Origin of the sequence: Streptomyces monashensis (assembly GCF_001866665.1) — a bacterium.
Classification (GTDB): domain Bacteria; phylum Actinomycetota; class Actinomycetes; order Streptomycetales; family Streptomycetaceae; genus Streptomyces; species Streptomyces monashensis.
In genome coordinates this window covers 35,335-58,432 of sequence record NZ_MLYO01000040.1, presented here as the reverse complement: position 1 = coordinate 58,432, position 23,098 = coordinate 35,335, and the positions used below count along the sequence as shown (strand labels likewise).

At 72.8% G+C, this 23,098-nt stretch carries 20 protein-coding genes and 1 pseudogene; 14 read left to right on the top strand and 7 right to left on the bottom strand.

Features of this window, described 5'->3' with window-relative positions; translation table 11 throughout:
* Positions 1-331: 331 nt before the first annotated feature.
* Positions 332-1,471 (bottom strand): (4Fe-4S)-binding protein, encoded by a 1,140-nt coding sequence (locus tag BIV23_RS24375; protein ID WP_071383072.1) that lies wholly within the window; start codon positions 1,469-1,471, stop codon positions 332-334.
* A 170-nt stretch (positions 1,472-1,641) separates the two neighbouring features.
* Here BIV23_RS24375 and BIV23_RS24370 point away from each other — a divergent pair, with 170 nt between their 5' ends.
* From BIV23_RS24370 to BIV23_RS24360, 3 genes are all read left to right on the top strand, one after another.
* Positions 1,642-2,346, top strand: a complete 705-nt coding sequence (locus BIV23_RS24370; protein ID WP_071383071.1) for an SDR family oxidoreductase — start codon at positions 1,642-1,644, stop codon at positions 2,344-2,346.
* A gap of 204 nt (positions 2,347-2,550) precedes the next feature.
* Positions 2,551-3,222: a helix-turn-helix transcriptional regulator gene (locus BIV23_RS24365; RefSeq protein ID WP_245790615.1), complete on the top strand. Its 672-nt coding sequence runs from the start codon at positions 2,551-2,553 to the stop codon at positions 3,220-3,222.
* A gap of 22 nt (positions 3,223-3,244) precedes the next feature.
* Positions 3,245-4,213 carry a threo-3-hydroxy-L-aspartate ammonia-lyase gene (locus tag BIV23_RS24360; RefSeq protein ID WP_071383070.1) on the top strand — a complete coding sequence of 323 codons (969 nt, stop codon included), beginning with the start codon at positions 3,245-3,247 and terminating at the stop codon, positions 4,211-4,213.
* Between the two features lie 54 nt (positions 4,214-4,267).
* Here the strand turns inward: BIV23_RS24360 and BIV23_RS24355 are convergent, their stop codons facing one another.
* A complete protein-coding gene (locus BIV23_RS24355; RefSeq protein ID WP_071383069.1) occupies positions 4,268-5,053 on the bottom strand; it encodes an SDR family NAD(P)-dependent oxidoreductase in 786 nt (261 codons plus the stop codon).
* A 159-nt stretch (positions 5,054-5,212) separates the two neighbouring features.
* Here BIV23_RS24355 and BIV23_RS24350 point away from each other — a divergent pair, with 159 nt between their 5' ends.
* Positions 5,213-5,884, top strand: a complete 672-nt coding sequence (locus tag BIV23_RS24350; protein WP_071383068.1) for a TetR/AcrR family transcriptional regulator — start codon at positions 5,213-5,215, stop codon at positions 5,882-5,884.
* Positions 5,885-5,975: 91 nt separating this feature from the next.
* On the top strand, positions 5,976-7,427 hold the full coding sequence (locus tag BIV23_RS24345; RefSeq protein ID WP_071383067.1) for a WGR domain-containing protein: 1,452 nt from the start codon (positions 5,976-5,978) through the stop codon (positions 7,425-7,427).
* 140 nt (positions 7,428-7,567) lie between these two features.
* Here BIV23_RS24345 and BIV23_RS24340 read toward each other — a convergent pair whose 3' ends face one another.
* Together BIV23_RS24340 and BIV23_RS24335 are read right to left on the bottom strand one after the other, a co-directional pair.
* Entirely contained in the window at positions 7,568-9,151 is a 1,584-nt protein-coding gene (locus BIV23_RS24340) for a glycerol-3-phosphate dehydrogenase/oxidase (RefSeq protein ID WP_071383066.1), read from the bottom strand.
* Positions 9,148-9,747 (bottom strand): TetR/AcrR family transcriptional regulator, encoded by a 600-nt coding sequence (locus BIV23_RS24335; RefSeq protein ID WP_071383065.1) that lies wholly within the window; start codon positions 9,745-9,747, stop codon positions 9,148-9,150. The genes BIV23_RS24340 and BIV23_RS24335 overlap by 4 nt, the downstream gene beginning before the upstream one ends.
* 130 nt (positions 9,748-9,877) lie before the next feature.
* Here BIV23_RS24335 and BIV23_RS24330 point away from each other — a divergent pair, with 130 nt between their 5' ends.
* The 3 genes from BIV23_RS24330 (at position 9,878) to BIV23_RS24320 (ending at position 12,872) form a co-directional block, all read left to right on the top strand.
* Positions 9,878-11,482, top strand: a complete 1,605-nt coding sequence (locus tag BIV23_RS24330; protein WP_071383064.1) for an FAD-binding oxidoreductase — start codon at positions 9,878-9,880, stop codon at positions 11,480-11,482.
* A 65-nt stretch (positions 11,483-11,547) separates the two neighbouring features.
* Positions 11,548-12,429, top strand: coding sequence for a diacylglycerol kinase family protein (locus BIV23_RS24325; RefSeq protein ID WP_071383063.1), 882 nt, complete (start codon positions 11,548-11,550; stop codon positions 12,427-12,429).
* 80 nt (positions 12,430-12,509) lie between these two features.
* A complete protein-coding gene (locus tag BIV23_RS24320) occupies positions 12,510-12,872 on the top strand; it encodes an NUDIX domain-containing protein (protein WP_071383062.1) in 363 nt (120 codons plus the stop codon).
* Between the two features lie 66 nt (positions 12,873-12,938).
* Here the strand turns inward: BIV23_RS24320 and BIV23_RS54000 are convergent.
* A pseudogene (locus BIV23_RS54000) lies at positions 12,939-13,253 on the bottom strand (thioesterase family protein); the annotation flags it as partial.
* A gap of 104 nt (positions 13,254-13,357) precedes the next feature.
* Entirely contained in the window at positions 13,358-14,650 is a 1,293-nt protein-coding gene (locus BIV23_RS24315) for a molybdopterin molybdotransferase MoeA (RefSeq protein ID WP_079173336.1), read from the bottom strand.
* Positions 14,651-14,799: 149 nt separating this feature from the next.
* Between BIV23_RS24315 and BIV23_RS24310 the strand changes: the two genes are divergently transcribed.
* Both BIV23_RS24310 and fdhD read left to right on the top strand, forming a co-directional pair.
* Entirely contained in the window at positions 14,800-17,103 is a 2,304-nt protein-coding gene (locus tag BIV23_RS24310) for an FdhF/YdeP family oxidoreductase (RefSeq protein ID WP_071383061.1), read from the top strand.
* Positions 17,091-17,927: a formate dehydrogenase accessory sulfurtransferase FdhD gene (gene fdhD / locus BIV23_RS24305; protein WP_071383060.1), complete on the top strand. Its 837-nt coding sequence runs from the start codon at positions 17,091-17,093 to the stop codon at positions 17,925-17,927. Before BIV23_RS24310 ends, fdhD begins: the two co-directional genes overlap by 13 nt.
* A 13-nt stretch (positions 17,928-17,940) precedes the next feature.
* On the opposite strand, the gene BIV23_RS24300 is transcribed toward fdhD, so the two are convergent.
* On the bottom strand, positions 17,941-18,870 hold the full coding sequence (locus BIV23_RS24300; protein WP_071383059.1) for a LysR family transcriptional regulator: 930 nt from the start codon (positions 18,868-18,870) through the stop codon (positions 17,941-17,943).
* Positions 18,871-19,043: 173 nt separating this feature from the next.
* On the opposite strand from BIV23_RS24300, the gene BIV23_RS24295 reads away from it, so the two are divergent.
* From BIV23_RS24295 to BIV23_RS54260, 4 genes are all read left to right on the top strand, one after another.
* Positions 19,044-19,988, top strand: coding sequence for a Dyp-type peroxidase (locus BIV23_RS24295; RefSeq protein WP_071383116.1), 945 nt, complete (start codon positions 19,044-19,046; stop codon positions 19,986-19,988).
* Positions 19,989-20,118: 130 nt separating this feature from the next.
* Positions 20,119-22,674, top strand: a complete 2,556-nt coding sequence (locus BIV23_RS24290; protein ID WP_071383058.1) for an ATP-dependent Clp protease ATP-binding subunit — start codon at positions 20,119-20,121, stop codon at positions 22,672-22,674.
* A 13-nt stretch (positions 22,675-22,687) separates the two neighbouring features.
* Positions 22,688-22,948: a hypothetical protein gene (locus tag BIV23_RS24285; protein ID WP_071383057.1), complete on the top strand. Its 261-nt coding sequence runs from the start codon at positions 22,688-22,690 to the stop codon at positions 22,946-22,948.
* Positions 22,949-22,982: 34 nt separating this feature from the next.
* Entirely contained in the window at positions 22,983-23,087 is a 105-nt protein-coding gene (locus BIV23_RS54260; RefSeq protein WP_483883312.1) for a hypothetical protein, read from the top strand.
* The last annotated feature ends 11 nt before the right edge of the window (positions 23,088-23,098 follow it).

The following is a 23,098-nucleotide window of genomic DNA, read 5'->3' as shown; positions in this document are numbered from 1 at the left end:
ACGGACACCCGGTGATCCGCTTCCTGCGGCGCGGCGGTCAGCGATCAGGGCTGCTCTTGGCCGGACTGCGGGTCGCCGGGCGACGCGGGTGGCACGGGCGGGGTGGGAGAGGGCGGGGAACTACCCGAGCGCATGGATTGATCGCTCCCCGCCCCCCCCGGTGGGTCGGCCCGCCTCGGCACGTCGTCACGGACAGGGAGGGGCGACTCGGCGACCGGTCGGACGAGGCATCGACCCACCGATCTTGTTCAGACCCTCTGCCACCGGGCGCGCGACGGCCAGCGGAGACGGGCCGCCCGGGTGACGAGGGCTGCCCGGCGGGTGGCGGTGCTCAGCCGGGTCCGGGGGACCCCGGGCGCTCCTCGTCGGCGGGCCGCTCGACGGGACGGCGCACGGCGGGGGGCCGCCAGCCGCCGGAGACCTCCTTGACCGGCTTGTGCGGGAAACGGCGCTCGGCGTACCGCTGGGCGTCGGAGCCCGGCAGGACGTAGAGGGTCTCCGTCTTGTCCTGGAGCGGGCGCAGCACGGTCTCCAGATAGGCCTTGCGGTCGTCGAGATACGGGCCCAGCACGTCCTCGCCGGCGGGGCACACGGCCAGGCAGTAGCCGGACTTGTAGCTCGGCTTGAAGGCGAGGCTCTGCCACATCGAGGCGTTCTCCGGGTCGGTCACCCGTGAGCGGAAGTCGGCCGCGTCCGCGCTGTCGGCCACGGTCTGCACCCAGTCGGTGAAGCCGCTCATGAACTCCCGGTAGTTGTGGGTCGTGCAGGCCAGGGCGTCGAACGAGCCGTCCTTGCCGATGGCCCCGATCGGACAGGCCGCCACGCACAGCTTGCAGTCCACGCAGGGGCTGTAGTCCAGCGGTCGGCCGTACGCGCTGACCGGGGCGTCCACGAGCACGGTGGCGAGCAGTACGAAGTTGCCGAATCGGGGGTGGATGACATTGCGGTGCAGCCCCATGACGCCCAGACCCGCGGCCACGGCGACCGTCTTGTGCGCGACGACCCAGATACGGCCGGGGAAGCGCTCCATCTCCTGCGGGAACCCGGCGGACGGGTTGAGCGCGCGATGGCCGGCGTCCTCCAGGGCCCGGACCACCCTGCGGGCGGCGGCGTTGACCTGTTCGTCGGTCTGGTGGAACTCCTGGTTGGCCACGCTGCGCGCGGGCGAGCGGGTGTTGTCGCGGTTCATCCGGACCATGAGTGAGACCAGCGCGCGCGTGCCCGGCAGGGCGGCCAGGACATGGTCCCGCTCCCCGGCGAGGTCGGGGTGGTCCAGGCTCACCGCCGCCGCGTCGTCCGCACCGGCCTCCAGACACAGCGCGCGCAGCCACTCCGCGTCGATCACCGCGGGCGGCGGTGCCGGAGCGGCGTTCGCACGGGATGCCAGTACGGCCCGTACCGACGGGTGGGCGGCTAGGCGGGCGGGCAGCTTCCGGCTCCCCGCTCCGTCGGCCGTGCGCTGCTCGTTCATGCGGCCTCCTCGTGCTGAGTTGGAAAATCAAACTTACTAGGCAGGATAGTGGGCGGGGTGGCAACAGGCGGCCTCGGGGCGCGCTTGAAGTTGGAAACCGATCGGTTTACCGTGGGGAGACCGATCGGAAACCGATCGGTTTTCACTCGTGACTTCCCCCTGGAGACGACATGACCGCGATCAAGAACTCCGTCGCCCTGGTCACCGGTGGCAGCCGGGGCCTGGGCAGGGCGCTGGTGGAGGAGCTGTACGCGCGCGGGGCCGCCAAGGTGTACGCCACGGCCCGGGACCCGCGCACCGTGACCCACCCGGACGCCGTTCCGCTCGCCCTGGAGGTCACCGACCCGGCCTCCGTCGCCGAGGCCGCCGCGCAGGCGCAGGACGTCAATATCCTGATCAACAACGCGGGTGTCTCGCTCGGCGCGCATTCCTTCCTCGACGCCGAGATCGACGTCGTACGGCGTGAGTTCGAGACCAACTTCTACGGTCCGCTCCTGGTCACCCGGGCCTTCGTTCCGGTCCTCGAGCGCAACGGCGGCGGACACCTCCTCAACGTGCACTCCGTGCTCTCCTGGATCGGGCTCGCCGGCTCCTACAGCGCCACCAAGGCCGCCTTCTGGTCCCAGACCAACTCCCTTCGCCTGGAGCTGGGTTCACGCGGCATCGGAGTGACGGGACTGCACGTCGGCTACATCGACACCGACATGGCCGCGGCCGTGGATGCCCCCAAGTCCACACCGCACGACGTCGCCGCCCTCGCGCTCGACGGCGTCGAAACCGGGGCGTACGAAGTGCTCGCGGACGACCTCACCAGGAACGTGAAGGCGGGCCTCTCCGGTGAACTGGCGGCGCTTTACCCGCAGTTGGCCGGCTAGCGGCATATCGTCGGCGCACCCTCGGGCCGGAGAGCGACCCGGCGTACGGTGCGGATGGCCCCCGAGCCCGCCGCCCCCCTCTATGCGATCACGCATGTCCCAGGGTGCCGGGGTGATTCCGTGGAGCTCGCTCGCCCGCGGGCGGCTCCCCCGGGACCGGGACACCGCCGGTGTCCGTGATCTATTTGGAATTCGTGTACAGTCTTGGAAAATAAATCCAAGCAGGGCAGGGAGCTGGTGAGTGGGGTGGCGGCGGAGTCCGACGAACACCTCGTCCGGGAGGCCGAGAAGATCGCCGTCGCGCTCGGGCGGATGTTTCCGGGCCTGTGCGAGGTGGTGCTGCACGACCTGCGGGACCCGCGACATGCGATCCGGGTGATCGAGAACGATCTGTCGGGGCGCCAAGTCGGGGATCCCGCAACCGAATTGGGACTCGCTCGCATCGCCGACCCGGACTTTCCGAGCGTCGTCCAGAACTACCCCAACCGCTTCCCGGACGGCCGCCCCGCGAAGAGCACGTCCATCGGCATCAAGAACACCGAGGGGGAGTACGTCGCCGCGCTCTGCCTCAACCTCGACATCTCCGTCCTGTCACCCGTCACGCTCGCCCTCTCGAACCTCGTCGCCACGGACACCGCGCACGGCGACCGCCCGCTGGAGACCCTGCGCGACCGCACCGCCCGCGAACTGCGCCGGACCGTGGAGGAGCTGTCCGCCCAACGCGGCGCCACGCCCCGGTCGCTGAGCCGCGACGACAAGAAGGCGCTCGTACGACAGCTCTACCAGGACGGGTACTTCGACTCGCGCGACGCCGCGCAGACCATCGCGGACCTGCTCGGCGTGTCCCGGGCGACCGTCTACAACTACGCGAAATGACGCACCGGGAGAGGATCTCGTCATGGCCGCCGCTTCACCCGTCACGTTCGACGACGTCCGTGCCGCCGCCGCACGCCTCGCAGGCGTCGCCCACCGCACCCCCGTCCTCACCTCGAGCACCCTGAACTCCCTCGTCGGCGCCGAGGTGTTCATCAAGTGCGAGAACTTCCAGCGGGTCGGCGCCTTCAAGTTCCGCGGCGCCTACAACGCGGCCGCCCAGCTCCCGCCGGAGCAACTGGCCAGGGGCATCGCGGCCTACTCCTCCGGCAACCACGCCCAGGCCACCGCCCTCGCCGCCCGAGAACTGGGCACCAGCGCCGTCGTGCTGATGCCCGAGGACGCCCCGCGCGCCAAACGCGAGGCCACCGCCGGGTACGGGGCCGAGATCGTCACCTACGACCGCTACACCCAGGACCGCACCGCGCTCGGCCATGCGCTCGCCGAGGAGCGTGGTCTCACCCTCATCCCGCCCTACGACCACCCGCACGTCATGGCCGGCCAGGGCACCGCGACCCTCGAACTCCTGGAGGAGACCGGCCCGTTGGACGCCCTCGTCGTGCCGGTCGGGGGAGGCGGACTCATCGCCGGCAGCGCCACCGCCGCGAAGGCGCTGCACCCCGCCATCCGGGTCCTCGGCGTGGAGCCCGAGGCGGGGGACGACACCAAGCGGTCGCTGGAGAGCGGCGTCCGCGTCACCCGGCCCGTCCCCCGGACCATCGCCGACGGACAGGCACTGCCCACGCCGGGCGAGCTCACCTTCCCGATCAACCAGCGCCTGGTCGACGGCATTGCGCTGGTCGGCGACGCGGAGATCATCACCGCCATGCGGTTCGCCTTCGAGCGCCTCAAGATCGTCCTCGAACCCAGCGGCGCCACCGCTCTGGCCGCACTCCTGGCGGGCCGCGTCGAGAACCTCCCGCCGCGCGTCGGCGTCATCGCCTCCGGCGGCAACATCGACATCGAGCGGTTCGTCGAACTCCTCGGCTCCTGACGGCCGTACCGGACCGTACCGGCGCGTGGCCGGTGCGGCCGGGCACGCCCCTGTTCAGAAGTGGGTGCCGCCGTCGACGCGGATCTCGGTGCCGGTGATGAACCGGCCGTCCCGCGAGGCGAGCATCGCGACGACGGAGGCGACCGTCTCGGGACCGGCGAAGCCCTGCCCGAGCGCGGGGGAGAGCTTGGCGAACAGCGCCATGTCGGCATCCGCGGGCAGCCCCGGACCGGTGCTCTGGCCGCTGGCGCCGCTGCCGTCGGTCATGCCGGACGAGATGGACCCTGGCTGGACGGCGGTGAAGCGGATGCCCCGCTTCGCGTACTCGGCGGCCAGGGCGTGGGTCATGGACTGGATCCCGCCCTTGCTCGCCGCGTAGGCCGCCATGTACGGGTGTGCGAACGCCGCCGAGGTGGAGCTGAAGTTGACCACCGCCGCGTCGCGGCCCGTCAGCAGTGCCGGTATGGCCTCGCGGACGACGAGGAAGGTGCCGACCAGGTTGACCTGCAGGATGCGGGTGAAGTCCCGCAGGGGCGTCTCGTGGGTGTGCGAGGAGCGCAGGATCCCGGCCGCGTTGACCAGCACGTCAAGCCCGCCGAGCGCGGCGACCGCGGTCGCGACGCCCTCGCGTACGGAGGTCTCGTCGGCGATGTCCACGACGAGCGTGGTGAGGCGGTCCGCGTGTGCTCCGGCCTTCTCGACGGTGTCCTTCAGACCCCGCTCGCTCACATCGGCGGCCACGACGGTGCCGCCCTCGGAGAGGAGACGCAGCACGGTGGCCTGGCCGATGCCCGAGCCGCCGCCGGTGATCAGTGCGCGGCGGCCTTCGTAGCGGTTCATGTCTTCTCCTGCCTTCCCCGTCGGCGTACGGCGGGGCCTTCGCGACGCCGGACCTCCTGCCGCCGACGTTCCCATGCGTTACACGTTACGCCTGAGTGGCACACTTTGCCACCATGCCACTGTGTGCCATCCGATGCTGCCGGGCCGTACCCTTCTGGGGTGAGCACCAAGCCGTCCGGGGCGAGCAGTGCGCCGCCCGCCTCCCTGACCGAGCGCCGCAAGGCCGCCACCCAGCTCGAGATCGCGCACGCCGCGGCCGAGCTCTTCGCCGCCCAGGGCCCGCACGCGACGACGGCCGAGGAGATCGCCCGGCACGCGGGGGTCGCGCTGCGGACCTTCTACCGGTACTTCCGCTCCAAGCAGGACGCGGTGAGCCCGCTGCTCGCCGCCGGCGCCGACCGGTGGCGGGCACTGCTGGAGGCGGCCGAACCGGGCACCGGGCTGTCCCGGGCGCTGGAGGCCGCGATGGAGCAATCGCTGGCGGCACCCGACGAGGACGCCGCCCGGGCGTTGCTGCGGACCCGGGGGCTGCTGCGCGCCGCCGCCGACGATCCCGCGCTGCGCGCGGTCTGGTACCGCGTCAACCAGGAGTCCGAGGAGCGTCTCGTACCGGTCGTCGCCCGCCTCGCGGACGGGCGTCTGGAGGCGGTGCAGGTACGCCTGGCCGCCGCGGCGGCCACGGACGCGATCCGCATCGCCCTGGAGACCTGGGCCGACACGGAGGCGGGCGTCACGGGCGAGGGCTCCCCGGCCTCCCTCGCGCTGGACTGCCTGCGCCAACTGATGGGCGGGATGGGCGCGTTGACGTCGGACGGGGAGGCGGCGGGCTAGGCGGCGGCCCGTTGTCAGTGGCGGCCTCTACGGTGTGATCAGTGAGGACCTGCGGGAACGGCCGCGGGTCCGTCCTGGGGAGGGGTCTGCCATGTCCACGGCGTCCGCGGTGTCGACGACGTATCTGGAGCTGTCGCAGGAGGGCGGCGGCGCCCACAAGTTCTACGAAGTGACCGTCGACGGCCTGGTGGTGACGGTGCGGTACGGCAGGATCGGCGCGGCCGGACAGACCCAGACGACGACGTTCCCGACCGCGGACAAGGCCAGGGCGGCCGCCGCCAAGAAGGTGGGGGAGAAGGCCCGCAAGGGATACGCCCCCGCCGTCCAGGGGCAGCGCGCCCCCCGCGCGGTGACCCGGCGTCAGGTCGCCTCCGCCCCGTCGACCGCCCGCGCGGCGGCCCCCGTGCTGTGGCGCTTTCGCACCGGCTCGTCCGCGTTCGGCATCCATGTCGACGACGACCGCTGCTGGGTGGGCAACCAGGCGGGAGACGTCTACACCCTGGACCACGAGGGCGCCGTCCTCGCCCGGTTCGGTCTGCCGGACGGCGTGAAGTGCCTGGTCGCCGACGACTTCTGGATCTACGCCGGCTGCGACGACGGCAAGGTCTACGACCTGTCCTCCAAGCTCCCGTTCGCCGCCTACGACATCGCCGCCGACGTCGACATCTTCTGGCTGGACATCCATGAGGGCGTGCTGAACGTCTCGGACCGTGCGGGCCGGCTCACCGTCATCGACCACGAGGACGAACACCAGTGGTCCCGCCGCAGCCAGGGCGAGCACGCCTGGATGGTCCGCGCCGACGACCGGGCCGTCTACCACGGCCACCACCGGGGCGTCACCGCCTACGCGCCGGACGGCGGCGGCGAGTTGTGGCACACGGCCACCCGGGGCAGCGTGCTGTTCGGCTGGCAGGAGGACGACGCCGTCTACGCGGGCACCGGTCACCACGTGGTCCAGCGGCTGTCGAAGGCCACGGGCCGGATCGAGGCGACGTACGCCTGTGACGGCGCGGTCTACTCCTGCGCCACCTCGCCGGGCGGCCGGTTCGTCTTCGCCGGGGACGCCGTCTCGTCCGTCTACTGCTTCGACCAGGACGGCACCCGGCTGTGGAAGCTCGGCACGGGCAGCGGCTCGGCGCTGTCGATGCAGTACCGCGACGAGCGCCTGTACCTGGTGACCACCGACGGTTCACTGGTGTGCGTCGACGCGAGCGAGGCGGCCATCTCCGCGGCCCAGCAGGGCACGGTGCCGGTGGCGCGGGACGTCAAGCTCGCCGCCGCCCTGCCGACCTACCAGCCCGCGACGGCCGTGGCCGCGGTGTCCACCGTGGACCGGGCTCCCGTCGGATCGGTCGTGGTCGAGTGCGTCCAGCAGGGCGGCCGGATGCGGGTGCACGTGGTGTCCGAGGGCTACGACACCTCCTGGAACGTCCAGTTCCCGCGCGCGATACGGGAACCGGGCGCCCGCTACGTCGTGGACGCCCTGCACCCGGCGGCCGGCGGCTTCTACCGTGTCCGCGGTGACATCCGCCGTCTGCTGTGACCCATCCCGTGACGCCCGGCCGCCGACCGCCGGTTCCGGCCGTACGGCCGACCTCGGCATCGGCACCGCCGTGTCACCGCGAGCGCGTCGGCGCCGATACCCGCGCCCCGCTCCGGGCCCGTCCCGGGCGGGCCGGAGTGTCAGGACCGCACGGCCGCCGCCTGCGCCAGCACGTCGCGCGCCACGCCGAGCGCCTCGGCGCGGTCCCCCGGGACCAGGCCGATGCGGGTGCGCCGGTCCAGCAGGTCGGACTCGTCCAGCGCGCCCTCGTGCCGGGCCGCCCACACGAGTTCGGCCCGGGTGACCGGGTGGCCGGGCAGCACCGGCTCGGCCAGCGCGGGGTCCCGGGTCATGAGGGCCTGGACGGCCTCGGCCTCGGTGCCGTAGCGGCGGACCAGCCGGAGCGGCGCGGGCAGGGCACGCAGCCGCGCGGGCGAGGCGGCGCCGACCAGGGGCAGCGCGGCGGTGCGCGAGGGGGCGGCGGGCAGACCCCGGGCTGCGGTCGCGGCGTCCACGGCGTCCTGTGCCATCCGCCGGTAGGTGGTGAGCTTGCCGCCGACGATCGTCGTCACGCCGTCCGGGGAGGTCAGCACCGCGTGCCGTCGGGAGATGTCGGAGGTGCGGGCCGCTTCCCCGTCCCGGCCGTCCTGGCCGGAGGTGTCCAGCAGGGGACGCAGCCCGGCGAAGGCGCCGACGACCTCGTCCCGGGTGACCGGCGTGTCCAGGGCCGACCCCAGGACGTCCAGCAGGAAACCGATGTCGGTCTCGGGTACCTCCGGGACGTCCGGGATGTCTCCCTCGACGGGCTCGTCGGTGAGGCCGACGTACACCCGGCCGTCACCCTGGGGCAGGACCAGCACGAAGCGGTTGGTCTCGCCGGGGATCGGGATGTGCAGGCCGGCCGGCAGCGCGCCGAGCCGCTCCGAGCGCAGGACGAGATGGGTGCCGCGGGACGGGCGGATCCGGATGCCCTCGACGAGGTCGCCCGCCCACACCCCGCTCGCGTTGATGACGGCGCGGGCCCTGATCTCGCCCTCCTCGCCGGTCAGTTCGTCGCGGATGCGGGCGCCCGCACCGGTCAGCTCCAGCGCCCGGGCCCGGGTCAGCACCCGGGCCCCGTGCGCGGCGGCCGTCCGCGCGAGCGCCGTGACCAGCCGGGCGTCGTCGGTCACCTTGCCGTCCCAGGACAGCAGCCCGCCGCGCAGCCCGGCCGGGCGGACCGAGGGCGCGAGATGCCGGGCCTCCGTCGCGGTGAGCCGGCGCGGGGCGGGCAGGACCTGGCGCGGGGTGCGGGCGGCGAGGCGCAGTACGTCCCCGGCGCGCAGCCCGGCCCACGCCAGCGAGGCCTGGGCACGGGACACCAGCGGGGTCAGCGGCAGGACGAACGGCTGCGCCGACACCAGGTGCGGGGCCGTACGCGTCATCAGCACCCCGCGCTCGACGGCGCTCTCGTGCGCGACGTCGAACTGCGCGGAGGCCAGGTAGCGCAGCCCGCCGTGGATGAGCTTCGAGCTCCAGCGGGAGGTGCCGAAGGCCAGGTCGTGCGCGTCCACCGCGACCACGTCCAGGCCGCGGGCCGCCGCGTCCAGCGCGACTCCGGCACCGGTGGCGCCGAGCCCGACGACCAGGACGTCCACCACCCTGCCGTCCGCGGCCTCGTCCAGTTCCCGGGCCCGTCGTGATGCGTCGAGCGACGAGCCGGCGTCGGTCCTGGTGTGGCTCATGGCGTGAGGATCCTCTCCAGGAGGGTGCGCAACTCGCCGAGGAACGCGGCGGAGTCCAGCTCCGGATCGTCCTCGTCGGTCATCGTGCGCAGGGACAGGGTGAAGGACTGCACGGTCAACAGCAGCGCACGGGACTGCCGTTCGACATGGCCGCGGCGCACGGAGCCGTCCGCGTGGCCCTCGCGCAGCGCGTCGGCCAGCAGCACGAGCAGGGCCTCCTGGCTCGCTCCGCGCCGGTCGAGCACATACGGCAGCAGCAGTTCGGGATCGACGTCGACGATCTTGCGGAACAGCGGATGGGCCCGGAACGCCTCGACGCCCGCCACCAGCCCGTCCACGATCCGGGTGCGCGTGTCCGTGCCGTCCGCGGCCTCGGGGATGGCACGGGTGGCGACGTCGATCCACTCCCGGGTCATCAGGTCGCCCACCAGGGTCCGCAGGTCCGGCCAGCGCCGGTACAGCGTCATCCGGGAGACACCGGCGCGGCGGGCCACGTCGGCGAGGGTGGTGCGGCGGACTCCGACGGCCAGCACGCAGTCGCGTACCGCGTCGAGCACGTGATCGTTGTCCGAACCGTTGTGACGAATAGGCGTCATGTGTCACAGTGTAACGCCCTGAGGGTCCGGCAGGAGAAGACCCTCCCGGGCAACGGCCGCCGGGCCGTCGCGCGGACCGAGCACACCGAGCACCGAACCGAGCACACCGACCTGTGAGGACGACCCTTCAATGGACATGCTGTGGAACGGCTGGGGCGACCCGGCCAAGGCGGCACCCCTGCCCGACTCGGTGACCGGCCTGCTGCGCGACCTCCTCGGCGTCAAGCCCCGCACCACCCCCGCCCTCTCGCTCGACGACATCCGGGTGCCCGCCACCACGGCCTCGCCCGCCGCGCTCACGGCGCTCGCCGAGGCCGCCGGCGGCACGGAGCACGTCCGCACCGACGACGAGAGCCGCATCCGGCACACCCGCGGCAAGTCCACGCCCGACCTGTTGCGCATCCGCGCCGCGGACCTCACGGACGTCCCGCAGGCCGTCGTCCTGCCCGGCTCGCACGACGAGGTCCTCGCCGTGCTGCGCGCCTGCGGCGCACACGGCCTCGCCGTCGTCCCCTTCGGCGGCGGCACCTCGGTCGTCGGCGGACTCGCCCCGAGGCGCAGCGCGTTCATCGCCCTGGACCTGCGCCGCATGGACGCCCTGCTCGACCTCGACCCCGTCTCGCGCACCGCTGTCCTCCAGCCCGGCCTGCGCGCCCCCGAGGCCGAGGCGCTGCTCGCCGAACAGGGCTTCACCCTCGGCCACTTCCCGCAGTCCTTCGAGTGGGCCACCATCGGCGGCTTCGCCGCGGCCCGCTCCAGCGGCCAGGCCTCCGCCGGCTACGGCCGCTTCGACGAGATGGTCCTCGGCCTGACCCTCGCCACCCCCGAGGGCACCATCGAGACCGGCCGTGCCCCGCGCTCCGCCGCCGGACCCGACCTGCGCCAGCTGATCCTCGGTTCCGAGGGCGCCTTCGGCGTCATCACCTCCGTCACCGTCCGCGTCCGCCCCCGGCCCGAGGTGTGCGTCTACGAGGGCTGGCGGTTCGCCTCCTTCGCGGAGGGGGCCGCCGCGCTGCGCACGCTCGCCCAGGACGGACCCCGGCCGACCGTGCTGCGCCTGTCCGACGAGACCGAAACCTTCATCGGCCTGGCCCAACCCGAGTCCATCGGCGGCGACCTGAGCCAGAGCACGGCAGGCTGCCTCGCCATCGCGGGCTACGAGGGCACGCCCGAGGACACCGCGCTGCGCCGGGAGCAGGCCGCCGCCGTCCTCACCGCCTGCGGCGGCACTCTGGCCGGCACCGAGCCCGGCGAGCGCTGGGCCCACGGCCGCTTCTCGGCGCCGTACCTGCGCGACGCGCTGCTCGACGTCGGCGCCTTCGCGGAGACCCTGGAGACCGCGGCGTTCTGGTCCCGTATCCCCGACCTCTACACCGCCGTGCGCACCGCGCTCACCGACACCCTCACCGCGGCCGGCACCCCGCCCCTGGTGATGTGCCACATCTCCCACGTGTACGAGAACGGCGCCTCGCTGTACTTCACGGTCGTCAGCGCCCAGGGCGAGGACCCGGTCGCCCACTGGGAACCCGCCAAGCACGCGGCCAACGAGGCCGTGCTCGCCGCCGGCGGTACCATCTCCCACCACCACGGCGTCGGCACCGACCACCGCGACTGGTACGTCCGCGAGGCCGGACCGCTCGGCATCTCGGCCCTGCGCGCGGTCAAGCGCCGCCTCGACCCCGAGGGCCTGCTCAACCCCGGCGTCCTGCTGCCCGGCCACGCCCTGACCGACTGACCCGGCCCCGCCGCCCACCCCACCGTCCCCTCAGCGCGACCGTCACCGCCCCGGAGGCACATCCGATGCGACAGTTCACCGCCGTCGTCAACCCCACCGCGGGCGGCTCCACCGGGGCGGCGACCCTGCTGCCCCTGGCCCGGCTGCTGCGTGAGGCCGGTGCCGAACTGGAGACGGAGTACAGCCACAGCCTCGCCCACGCCCAGGACCTCGCGCGCCGGGCCGGTGAGCGCGGCCGGATCGTCCTGGCCGTCGGCGGCGACGGCATCGCCGGCGGCATCGGCGGCGCGCTGAGCGGCACGGGGGCCGTCCTCGGCCTGGTGCCCGCGGGCCGCGGCAACGACTTCGCCCGCGCCCTGGACCTGCCCTCCGACCCCGCCGCCCTCGCCGGCATCCTGCTGCACTCCGAGCCCCGGCCGGTCGACACCGTCGAGGTGGAGTCGGCCGTCCACGAGCGCACCGTCGTCCTCGGCAGCGTGTACGCCGGAGTCGACGCCGTGGCCAACCGGCACGCCAACCACGCCCGGCTGCTGCGCGGCTCCGCCTCCTACTACGCGGGCGGCCTGCGCGCCGTCACCGGCTGGCGCGCGGCCGACTACCGCGTCACCGTCGACGGCGAGGAGCACACCCACCGCGGGTACACCGTCGTGGCCGCCAACTCGCCCTACTACGGCTCCGGTCGGCTGATCGCCCCCGGCGCCCGGGTCGACGACGGGCTGCTGGACATCGTGATGATCCGCGAGGCGCCCCGCCGGCTGTTCTTCGCCCTCATGAACGAGCTGAAGACCGGCGGCCACGTCGGCCGCCCCGAGGTGCGCGTCCTGCGCGGCCGGGAACTGCGCATCGAGGCGACCCGGCCCGTCTACTACGGCGCCGACGGCGAGGTCGAAGCCACCTTGCCGGTGACGGTGCGGGTCCGGCCCGGGGACCTGCCGGTGCTGTACTGACCGGCGCGGCGTGCGGGTGCCCGGCCCTGGGTAAGGGAGGAGAACCCGGCCGAGCGTGCCGGGGGAGGGGTTGGTCGGTCATGACGCTGGAGCCCGCCGAAGGCGTGGTGCAGGCCGTCGTCCTGTACGACGGACGGCTGCTGCTGGCGGAGCGCGGCGAGGGCTGGAGACTGCCGTCCGGCACTCCCGAGCCGGCCGAGCCGGCCGAGGCCACCGCGGCGCGCGTCGTCTACGAACTCACCGGCTACCTCGTCGACGGCACCGAGAGCCTGACCCCGCAGGACGGCGCCACGGCCGTGGTGTGCCAGTTGCTGAGCGAGTCCCCGTCCGACGGTGCCCGTCTCGCGCCGGACCGACTGCGCTGGGCCTCGCTCGCCGAGACCGCCGACGCCGACCTCCCGGCGGTCGTGCGGACGTACCTGGAGGGCCACACGCCGGTGTGAACCGTGCCGGTCAGCGCTCCGCCGCCGGTCGGGTGTCTGCGCGAGGAAGCGCTGCCGGTCCACGACCGCCCGGTCGATCTCGCCCGTCGCGACGAGCAGGCCCGCGCCGTCGACGGCCCGTACCAGGAAGGTCAGCCGCCGGTCCGTCGCGGAGGGCAGCGGCCGGGCGCTCACCTCCACCCGGCCGCCCACCCGGGTGGGCCGCACATGCCGGACCCAGACCTCGGTGCCGACGGTGGTCTGACCGGTCGCGGTGAAGGGCGCGGCGGCCCGCACGGTGGCCGCCTCCAGCCAGGCGATCAGCCGCGGCGTCGCCAGCACGGGCACATCACCACTGCCCACCGCGGCCGCGGTGTCGGCATCGGTCACCTCGTGACGCATGCCCCCACGCTAGTGCCGCCGAGCACGGGCCGCCGAGCGCGAGCCGCCGTACGGCACGGAGCTGCCGTACGACACGGGCTGGGCCGCACCGGGACGCCACCGGCTCACCGGCCGGGCAGCTCCAGTACGTCCACGGCGGCGCCGGCCGTGACACCGCCCGGTGGGACCACTGCGAGGGCGTCCGCCAGGGCGAGGCCCCGGAGCATCGCCGGGCCGTCGAACGGCAGCGGCGCCACCCCCTGGCCGGACGTGAACACCGGCAGCAGCCGGGTGTCGTGCGGATGTCCCGGCAGGGCGGCGGTCGCCGTCAGCCGGACCGGACCGGCCTCGCGACGGCCGCCGAGCCGGCGCAGCAGCGGTTCGGCGAGCGTGACCAGGCCGGCCACCGCGGCCAGCGGGTTACCCGGCAGCCCGACCAGCCGGCGCGCCCGGCCGTCCGAGGTCGCGGGCAGCTCGGCGAGCAGCATCGGATGGCCCGGTCGCACCGCAACGGAGTCGATCAGCAGCCGGGCGCCCACCGACCGGAGCGTGTCGTGCAGGAAGTCCACGGGGCCCGCCGCGGTGCTCCCGGTGGTGATGACGACGTCGGCGGGCGAGCTGCGCACGGCCTCACCCAGCGGGCCGGGGTCGTCCGGCACCCGGCGATGGCCGATCAGCTCGGCGCCGCGGCCCCGCAGCCACGGCGGCAGCAGCGGGCCGAGCGCGTCCCGGACCCGCCCGCCGCGCGGCACGCCCCGGTCGAGCAACTCGTCGCCGAGGACGAGGAGTTCCACGCTGGGGCGGCGGTGCACGGTCAGCCGGTCGTATCCGGCCGCCGCCGCGAGGCCCAGCACACGTTCGGTCACGGTGGTGCCGGCGGGCAGCAGCGGCTCGCCGGAACGGCACTCCTGGCCGCGCGGCCGGATGTCCTGCCCCTCGCACACCGGACCGGGGGAGCGGTCGTAGAGCAGGTCCCGCGCGGGGTCCGCCTCGCCGTGCTCGCGGCGCAGCACGGCGGTGGCGCCGGGCGGCACCGGGGCGCCGGTCGCGATGGGGACGGCGGTGTCCCGGCCGAGCGGTCCGGGCTCCTCGCCGGCGAGGAGCCCCGCGCCGCCCAGTCGCCACGGGCCCGGTCCGGCCACGGCCCAGCCGTCCATCGCGGCGGTGTCGAACGACGGCAGATCGGTGAGCGCGAGGAGCGGTTCCGCCAGTGCGTGGCCGAGGGCGTCGGCGAGGGAGCGGGGGCCCGCGGGCAGCGGCCGGCCGGCACAGGACCCGGCGATCGCGCGGGCCCGCTCCCAGTCCCGGCCGACCCGCCGCGCGCCCGGCGCGGCAGGGGCCCCATGCGGTGCGGTGGCGCGCGATGCCGCTCCGTGCGGTGCCGTGCCGTCGGCCGTGTCCGTCCGGGATGCCCTCATGCCGGTCATCGTTGATCAGGCATCCGGCGAAGTCAAAGAGGGGCTGTTTGTCGGCCGACAGGTCCCGCCTATGTGATAACCCCTGCTTATCGGCTCATCGAAAACACCTCTTTGACTTCGCCGCGTGACGAGGCGGATGCTGCCGGATCATGAGCGGCATCGAGGACCCCGTAGACGACCTGTCGGTCACCCCGCCCAAGCGCTGGGCCACCGGTGTCCCGGCGGTGACGCACGCGCTGACGTACTCCCTGGAGCAGACCTCCGTACGCCGCACCGCGCTGACCCTGCTGAACATCAACCAGGCCAGGGGAACCGACTGCCCGGGCTGCGCCTGGCCCGAGCCCGCGGCGGGCAAGCGGCACCTCAACGAGTACTGCGAGAACGGTGCGAAGCACATCAACGACGAGGCCACCACGCGCCGCGTCACCGCCGACTTCTTCCGCGAGCACTCGATCGCCGAACTGGGCGCGAAGTCGGACTACTGGCTCAACCAGCAGGGCCGGCTCACCGAGCCCATGATCAAGCGGCCCGGCGCCGAGCACTACGAACCCGTCGGCTGGGACGAGGCGTTGGAGGTGCTCGCCGCGGAACTGCGCCGGCTCGACTCCCCGGACGAGGCCCTCTTCTACACCTCCGGCCGGGTGGGCAACGAGGCCGCCTTCCTGCTGCAGCTGTTCGCCCGCGCCTATGGCACCAACAACCTGCCGGACTGCTCCAACATGTGCCACGAGTCGAGCGGGTCCGCCCTGATGGAGACCCTCGGCATCGGCAAGGGCAGTGTCTCGCTGGACGACATCCACACCGCCGACCTGGTCTTCGTCGTCGGACAGAACCCGGGCACCAACCATCCGCGCATGCTGTCCGCGCTGGAGGAGACCAAGCGGGGCGGCGGCAAGGTCATCGCGGTCAACCCGCTGCCCGAGGCCGGACTGCTCCGCTTCAAGCACCCCCAGAAGGCCCGCGGGGTGATCGGCCGGGGCACCGCGATCGCCGACCGGTTCCTCCAGATCCGCCCCGGTGGCGACCTCGCCCTGTTCCAGGCGCTCAACCGACTGCTGCTGGAGGCCGAGGACGAGCGCCCGGGCACCGTCCTCGACCACGCCTTCATCAGCGCCCACACCACCGGCTTCACGGACTTCGCCGACCACGCCCGGAAGATCGCGTGGGAGGACGTCCTCGCCGCGACCGGGCTGAGCCGCGAGGAGATCGAGGCCGTCCACGAACAGGTGCTGCGCAGCGGAAAGATCATCGTCTGCTGGGCGATGGGACTCACCCAGCACAAGCACGGCGTCCCGACCATCCGCGAAGTCGTCAACTTCCTTCTGCTGCGCGGCAACGTCGGACGGCCGGGCGCGGGTGTGTGCCCCGTGCGCGGGCACAGCAACGTCCAGGGCGACCGCACCATGGGCATCTGGGAGCGCATGCCCCAGCCGTTCCTCGACGCCCTGGAGCGCGAGTTCGGCTTCACCCCGCCCACGAAGCACGGACTGGACTCGGTCGACGGCATCCGGGCCATGCGCGACGGCACCGCCACGGTGTTCCTCGGCGTCGCCGGCAACTTCGTCCGGGCCACCCCGGACAGCGACGTCACCGAGGAGGCGATGCGCGGCTGCCGGCTCACCGCGCACATCTCCACCAAGCTCAACCGCTCCCACACGGTCTGCGGTGACACCGCCCTCATCCTGCCCACCCTCGGCCGCAGCGACCGGGACGTGCAGGCGGCCGGGGAGCAGTTCGTCACCGTCGAGGACTCCATGAGCGAGGTGCACGCCTCCCGCGGCAAGCTGCCCCCTGCCTCCCCGCACCTGCTCAGCGAGGTCGCGATCATCAGCCGGCTGGCCCGCAGGACCCTCGGCGACACACCGGCCATCCCCTGGGAGGACTTCGAGGCGGACTACGGCACCGTCCGCGACCGCATCTCCCGCGTCGTCCCCGGCTTCCAGGACTTCAACGCCCGCGTGGCAGAGCCCGGCGGCTTCCGGCTGCCCAACCCGGTCAACCAGCACGTCTTCCGCACCCCGAGCGGCAAGGCCGTCTTCACCCGCAACGACTTCACGATGCCCGACATCCCCGAGGGGCACCTGCTGCTCCAGACGCTGCGCTCGCACGACCAGTGGAACACCGTCCCGTACGCGATGAACGACCGCTACCGGGGCATCCACAACGCCCGCCGCGTCGTACTCGTCAACCCCGACGACCTCCGGGACCTCGGGTTCGCCGACCGCGACCTGGTGGACCTGGTCGCGGTCTGGCACGACGGGCGTGAGCGCCGGGCAGCGGACTTCCGGGTCGTCGCCTACCCCGCCAGCCGCGGCTCGGCCGCCTCCTACTACCCCGAGACCAATGTCCTGGTGCCGCTGGACAGCGTCGCGGACATCAGCAACACCCCCACGTCCAAAGGGGTGTTGGTCCGCCTGGAGCCCGCGCGCGGAGCGGCGTCATGGGACGGGTGACCGCACGGCGGCGGGTGCTGCGCATCCGGGACGGAGTACCCTCGCACCGCCCCGACACCCTGGCCGCCGAGGAACCGATGGAGATCCGGGTCGGCGGCCGCCCGCTCACCGTGACCATGCGCACCCCCGGCGACGACTTCGACCTCGCCGCCGGATTCCTGGCCGGCGAGGGCGTCGTCCACGCCGCCGCTGACGTGACCGGGATCCGCTACTGCGCGGGCGCCACGGCGGACGGCGGCAACACCTACAACGTGGTCGACGTGGCCCTCGCCCCCGGCGTGGCCCTGCCCGCCGCATCGCTGGAGCGGAACTTCTACACCACCTCCTCGTGCGGGCTGTGCGGCAAGGCCAGCCTCGACGCGGTGCGCATGGTGCGCAGATGGTCCGTGGCCGAGGACCCGCTGAGCGTGGGCCCGGAGCTGCTCGCCACGCTGCCCGAGCGGCTGCGGGCGGCCCAGCGGGTGTTCGACAGCACCGGCGGACTGCACGCGGCGGGCCTGTTCACGGCCGACGGCGAGCTGCTGTGCCTGCGCGAGGACGTGGGCCGGCACAACGCCGTGGACAAGGTCGTCGGACACGCCCTGCGCTCCGGCCTGCTGCCGCTGCGGGAAACCGTGCTCATGGTCAGCGGGCGCGCCTCGTTCGAACTGGTGCAGAAGGCGGTGCTGGCGGGGATCCCGCTGCTCGCCGCCGTCTCCGCGCCGTCCTCGCTGGCCGTGGACCTGGCCGCCGAGAGCGGGCTGACCCTGGTCGGCTTCCTGCGCGGCACCTCGATGAACGTCTACACCGGCGCCGAGCGCCTCGCGTCCCGGCCGGCCGGCTGACCGCCGGGAGGGCTCAGCGGCCCGGCTCCCCGGGGATGCGATCCAGGGCCGTGGCCACGTCGGTCGTGCGGGCGATGTCCGTCAGGGCCCGGGCCATGACCGACTCCGGCTCCCGGGCGGCCACCACCAGCCCCACGGGCACCGAGGTGGCCGGCTCGACCAGCGGCACCGCCCGCATGCCGGGCGGCACACCGAACACATGCAGCCATGCCTGCGCCACGATGCTCGCCCACCGCCCCGTCCTGACATGTGCGAACAGAGCCGCCACGGAATCGGTCTCCAGCCGGGGCGAGGCCTGTGTCCCGGCCTGCGCGAACACTTCGTCCAGCACCCGGCGCCCCTGCATGCCCTGGTTCAGCAGACACAGCGGCAACCGCGCCGCCCGCTCCCACGTGGCCGTCGTACGCCGCTCCAGGTCTTCGGCGCCCGAGAGCAGCAGGACGTAGCGCTCCTGGTAGAGCGGCACCGTGTGGAAGAACTGCTCCGACACGTCCGCGCGCAGATAGGTGACGGCCGCGTCGAGCTCGAAGTTCCGCAACTGCCGCAGGATGTCCACCGACTGCATGTCCGCGCTGACCTCCACCGTGACCAGCGGGTGCGCCGCGCAGAACGGGCCGGTCAGATGGGCTACGGCGGCGGACGCGGTCGGCACCGAACCGATCCGCATCCGGCCGGTCAGACCACCGCGCAGCGCGTCGACCTCGTCCTTGAGCGCGTCGCGGTCGGCCAGGATCCGCTGCGCCCATACGACGATGCGCTCTCCCTCCGGAGTGAGCCCCTCGTACTTGCGGCCGCGCCGCACCAGGGGCACGTCGAGTTCCTCCTCCAGCTTGCGCAGCGCCTCCGACAGGGCGGGCTGGGACACGTAGCAGGCCTGGGCGGCGCGGGCGAAATGCCGCTCGCGGGAGAGCGCGACGAGGTATTCGAGCTGACGAAAGAGCACGGGACGGGTGTACCCGACGGCCGACCGGAATGCCAGTCCCCGTCCGGCCGCCGAACTGCCGAGCCGGACGGGCGGCGCCATGCTGGTGCGAAGGAGCCGGCCGCGATGCCCCGGTGCACGAGGGATCCGGCGAGCGGTTCGTGGCGCAGTATCCGCTGAGGAGGCACACGCCCGTGGTCGAGTCGCAGCCCGTCGTCGTCCCGCCGGCCAGGGCCGCCGTCTTCCTCGTCGTCACCCTCCTGCCGGGCGGCGAGGGCACCGTCCGTGACCTGCTGGAGGACGTCTCGGGCCTGCGCCGCTCGGTGGCGTTCCGCGCGCCCGCCGAGCAGCTCAGCTGTGTCGTCGGCATCGGCTCGCACGCCTGGGACCGGCTCTTCAGCGGGCCCCGGCCACGGCAACTGCACCCCTTCGTGGACCTGGAAGGCCCGCGCCATCGGGCCCTCGGCACCCCCGGTGACCTCCTCTTCCACGTCCGCTCCCACCGGATGGACCTGTGCTTCGAACTCGCCCGGCTGCTCGGGGAGCGCCTTCAGGGAGCGGCCACCGTGGTGGACGAGGTGCACGGCTTCAAGTTCTTCGACGAACGCGATCTGCTCGGCTTCGTCGACGGCAGCGAGAACCCGGAGGGGAGGGTCGCGCACGACGCCGTGTTCATCGGCGACGAGGACCCGGAATTCACCGGTGGCAGCTATGTGATCGTGCAGAAGTATCTGCACGACATGACGGCCTGGAACGCCCTGTCGGCCGAGGAACAGGACCTGGTGATCGGGCGCACCAAACTGGCGAACGTGGAACTCCCCGACGACGTGAAGCCCGCCGATTCCCATGTCGCCCTCAACACCATCACCGACGAGAACGGCGACGAACGCAGGATCGTGCGCGAGAACATGCCCTTCGGCACCATCGGGACCGGCGAGTTCGGCACCTATTTCATCGGCTACTCCCGCACCCCGGACGTGACCGAGGACATGCTGCGGAACATGTTCCTCGGCCGCGAGCCGGGACAGCACGACAGGCTTCTCGACTTCTCCGTCCCGGTCACGGGCTGCCTCTTCCACGTGCCGAGCGTCGGCTTCCTCGACGACCTCCCGGCCGCTGCGGAGACCGCCGGACCCTGACGTCCGCGGCCGAGCGCTCCGCACCGGCTGCTCCGTTTGCGGTGCCGTGTGCGGAGGGGTTCAGTGAGTACTGACCCCGGATCGCGTACGACCCCCGCGGATCACTGTTTCGCCGCGCTCAGGAGTTCTCATGTCGATGTCGTTCGGTGCGCCCTTCGGTTCGTCGGATCCGTTCAGCGAGTTGTTCGACCGGTTCTTCGGGATGTCGCCGGCGTCGTCGCCGCCCGCCGTGCAGCGCGTGCCCATCGGACGACTGCTGACCGAGGCGTCCCAGGAACTGCTCAACCTGGCCGCGAGGCGGGCCGTCGAGGACGGCACCACCGACCTCGACACCGAACACCTCCTGTGGGCCGCCACGAAGGTCGATCCGTCCCGGCGGCTGCTGTCCCAGCTGGGCGTCGATCCCGACACGCTCGCGGCCGAGATCGCCAGGATCCTGCCGCGCGAGTCCGGCGAGCCGTCCGCGCAGCCGGGCCTCACCCCGGCGGCCAAGCGCACCCTCGGTGCCGCCTACGCACAGTCACAGGCGGCCGGGGTGTCGTACATCGGTCCGGAGCACATCCTCAGCGCCCTGCTGGGGGACGACGGCAGTGGTGCCGCCAAGCTGCTGCGAGCCGAGGGCATGGACACGGAGAAGCTGTCGGGCCTCGCCGAGCAGGCCGCCCGGGCCGACTCGGTGTCCGCCGAGCGCAAGCAGCCGGCCACGACGCTGGACGAGTTCGGCCGGGACCTGACGGAGGAGGCCAAGGCGGGCAGGCTCGATCCGGTGGTGGGCCGCGCCGAGGAGATCGAGCAGACCGTGGAGGTCCTGTCCCGGCGATCCAAGAACAACCCCGTCCTCATCGGCGAACCCGGCGTCGGCAAGACCGCCATCGTGGAGGGCCTGGCGCAGCGCATCGTGGCGGGCGAGGTCCCGGACACCCTGAAGGACAAGCGGGTCGTCTCCCTCGACCTGTCGGGCATGGTCGCGGGAGCACAGTACCGGGGTCAGTTCGAGGAGCGGCTGAAGAAGGTCATCGAGGACGTACAGGCCGCCAAGGGCCAGATCATCCTGTTCATCGACGAACTCCACACCGTTGTCGGCGCCGGAGCCACCGGCGAGGGATCCATGGACGCGGGCAACATGCTCAAGCCCGCACTCGCCCGCGGCGAACTGCACGTGGTGGGCGCCACGACCATCGACGAGTACCGCAAGTACGTCGAGAAGGACGCGGCGTTGGAACGCCGGTTCCAGCCCGTGATGGTGCCCGAGCCTGGCGTCGAGGAGACCGTGCAGATCCTCGAGGGGCTGCGCGACTCCTACGAGGCCCACCACCAGGTCCGTTTCGACGACGCGGCACTGGCGGCCGCCGCCGAGATGTCCGACCGCTACATCACCGACCGTTTCCTGCCCGACAAGGCCATCGACGTCATGGACCAGGCCGGCGCCCGGGTACGGCTGCGCAGCGCGAGCCGCTCCACCGAGGTGGTCAGCCGCGAGGACCGTATCGCCAAGCTGCGCCGGGAACTGGAACAGGCCGTCGCCGCCGAGGACTTCGAGAAGGCCTCCGAGGTGAAGCGGGAGATCTCCGGGGTGGAGGGCGAACTCGCCGGGATCGAGGAGCGCCGCGAGGGCGTCGTCTCCGTCACGGCCGCCGACATCGCCGACGTCGTCTCCCGCCGCACGGGCATTCCGGTCGCCCAGCTCACCGCCGGCGAGAAGGAGAAACTCCTCAAGCTGGAGGAGGAGATGCACGCCCGGATCGTCGGCCAGGATGAGGCGGTCACCGCCGTCTCGCAGGCCGTGCGCCGCAACCGCGCGGGCATGGGCGACCCGAACCGGCCCGTGGGCTCCTTCCTCTTCCTCGGCCCCACCGGCGTCGGCAAGACCGAACTCGCCAAGACGCTCGCGGCGTTGCTGTTCGGCGAAGAGGACCGCATGATCCGCTTCGACATGAGCGAGTTCCAGGAGAAGCACACCGTCGCCCGGCTCGTCGGCGCTCCGCCCGGGTACGTCGGCTACGAGGAAGCGGGCCAGCTGACCGAGAAGGTGCGCCGCCGGCCGTACAGCGTGGTGCTCTTCGACGAGGTGGAGAAGGCCCACCCCGACGTGTTCAACACCCTGCTGCAGATCCTCGACGACGGCCGGCTCACCGACGGCCAGGGCCGTACCGTCGACTTCCGGCACTGCGTCGTCATCATGACGTCCAACATCGGCGCGCACCGCATCCTCGAGCACAAGGGCGATGTGTCCGAGCTGAAGGGCGAGTTGATGGAGGACCTGCGGACCAGGTTCCTGCCGGAGTTCCTCAACCGCATCGACGACATCATCATCTTCCACGGCCTGACCGAGGACGACCTGAGCCGGATCGTGGACCATCTGCTGGACCAGAGCAAGCGCCGGGTGCACGCGCAGGGCCTGAAGCTGGAGGTCACGGAGTCCGCGAAGAAACTCCTCATCGCGCACGGCCACCAGCCGGAGTTCGGCGCCCGCCCGCTGCGCCGCACCATCCAGGCGGAACTCGACAACCGCATCGCCACCCTGCTGCTGAGCGGCGAGGCCGAGCCCGGGAACACGATCGTCGCCGACGTGGTGGACGACTCCCTGCACTGCTCGGTGCGGAAGAACGACGACTCCGGGGACCAGGCCGAGACCGCCGGGGCATCCGGAGCCGCCCAGGCCGCTTCCGCGGCGACGGAGAAGTGACGGAGGAGAACTCATGGCGCACCATCACCACAAGTCCAACAAGCGGGTCGAGGGCGAGCCGGACACCGGGCACGGCCGCGGCCTGCCCCGCCGGCCGGACGAGCCGGAACTCGCCGAGCGCACCCGGGAGGACCGGCGGGAGGCGGGTCTGCGCGGCGGGCGCCGGGAGGACCCCGAGGCGGCGTACGAGGCGGCACAGGCCGAGGTCGACCGCGAGGTGCGCGAGGGCCGGATGAGGTCGGGCGAGACCCGGCGCAAGGGTCGTAAAGAATAGCGTCAGGACTACGTCCGAAACTTTGAGAACAAGGATGTGCTCGAATCGTCAGGAGGTTGCCATGTCCTCGAAGCGACGCAGGAAGAAGAAGGCACGGCGCGGTCACGCCGCCAACCACGGCAAGCGGCCCCAGTCCTGAGGGAGAGTCGT

What these genes read in the sequence shown, in the direction of transcription:
- fdhD (WP_071383060.1), top strand. Translation starts at nt 17,091, where the DNA reads ATGGGACGGGTGACCGCACGGCGGCGGGTGCTGCGCATCCGGGACGGA.
- BIV23_RS24355 (WP_071383069.1), bottom strand. Translation starts at nt 5,053, where the DNA reads ATGAACCGCTACGAAGGCCGCCGCGCACTGATCACCGGCGGCGGCTCG.
- BIV23_RS24345 (WP_071383067.1), top strand. Translation starts at nt 5,976, where the DNA reads ATGTCCACGGCGTCCGCGGTGTCGACGACGTATCTGGAGCTGTCGCAG.
- BIV23_RS24375 (WP_071383072.1), bottom strand. Translation starts at nt 1,471, where the DNA reads ATGAACGAGCAGCGCACGGCCGACGGAGCGGGGAGCCGGAAGCTGCCC.
- BIV23_RS54260 (WP_483883312.1), top strand. Translation starts at nt 22,983, where the DNA reads ATGTGCTCGAATCGTCAGGAGGTTGCCATGTCCTCGAAGCGACGCAGG.
- BIV23_RS24340 (WP_071383066.1), bottom strand. Translation starts at nt 9,151, where the DNA reads ATGAGCCACACCAGGACCGACGCCGGCTCGTCGCTCGACGCATCACGA.
- BIV23_RS24325 (WP_071383063.1), top strand. Translation starts at nt 11,548, where the DNA reads ATGCGACAGTTCACCGCCGTCGTCAACCCCACCGCGGGCGGCTCCACC.
- BIV23_RS24290 (WP_071383058.1), top strand. Translation starts at nt 20,119, where the DNA reads ATGTCGATGTCGTTCGGTGCGCCCTTCGGTTCGTCGGATCCGTTCAGC.
- BIV23_RS24315 (WP_079173336.1), bottom strand. Translation starts at nt 14,650, where the DNA reads ATGAGGGCATCCCGGACGGACACGGCCGACGGCACGGCACCGCACGGA.
- BIV23_RS24310 (WP_071383061.1), top strand. Translation starts at nt 14,800, where the DNA reads ATGAGCGGCATCGAGGACCCCGTAGACGACCTGTCGGTCACCCCGCCC.
- BIV23_RS24285 (WP_071383057.1), top strand. Translation starts at nt 22,688, where the DNA reads ATGGCGCACCATCACCACAAGTCCAACAAGCGGGTCGAGGGCGAGCCG.
- BIV23_RS24360 (WP_071383070.1), top strand. Translation starts at nt 3,245, where the DNA reads ATGGCCGCCGCTTCACCCGTCACGTTCGACGACGTCCGTGCCGCCGCC.
- BIV23_RS24330 (WP_071383064.1), top strand. Translation starts at nt 9,878, where the DNA reads ATGGACATGCTGTGGAACGGCTGGGGCGACCCGGCCAAGGCGGCACCC.
- BIV23_RS24320 (WP_071383062.1), top strand. Translation starts at nt 12,510, where the DNA reads ATGACGCTGGAGCCCGCCGAAGGCGTGGTGCAGGCCGTCGTCCTGTAC.
- BIV23_RS24335 (WP_071383065.1), bottom strand. Translation starts at nt 9,747, where the DNA reads ATGACGCCTATTCGTCACAACGGTTCGGACAACGATCACGTGCTCGAC.
- BIV23_RS24370 (WP_071383071.1), top strand. Translation starts at nt 1,642, where the DNA reads ATGACCGCGATCAAGAACTCCGTCGCCCTGGTCACCGGTGGCAGCCGG.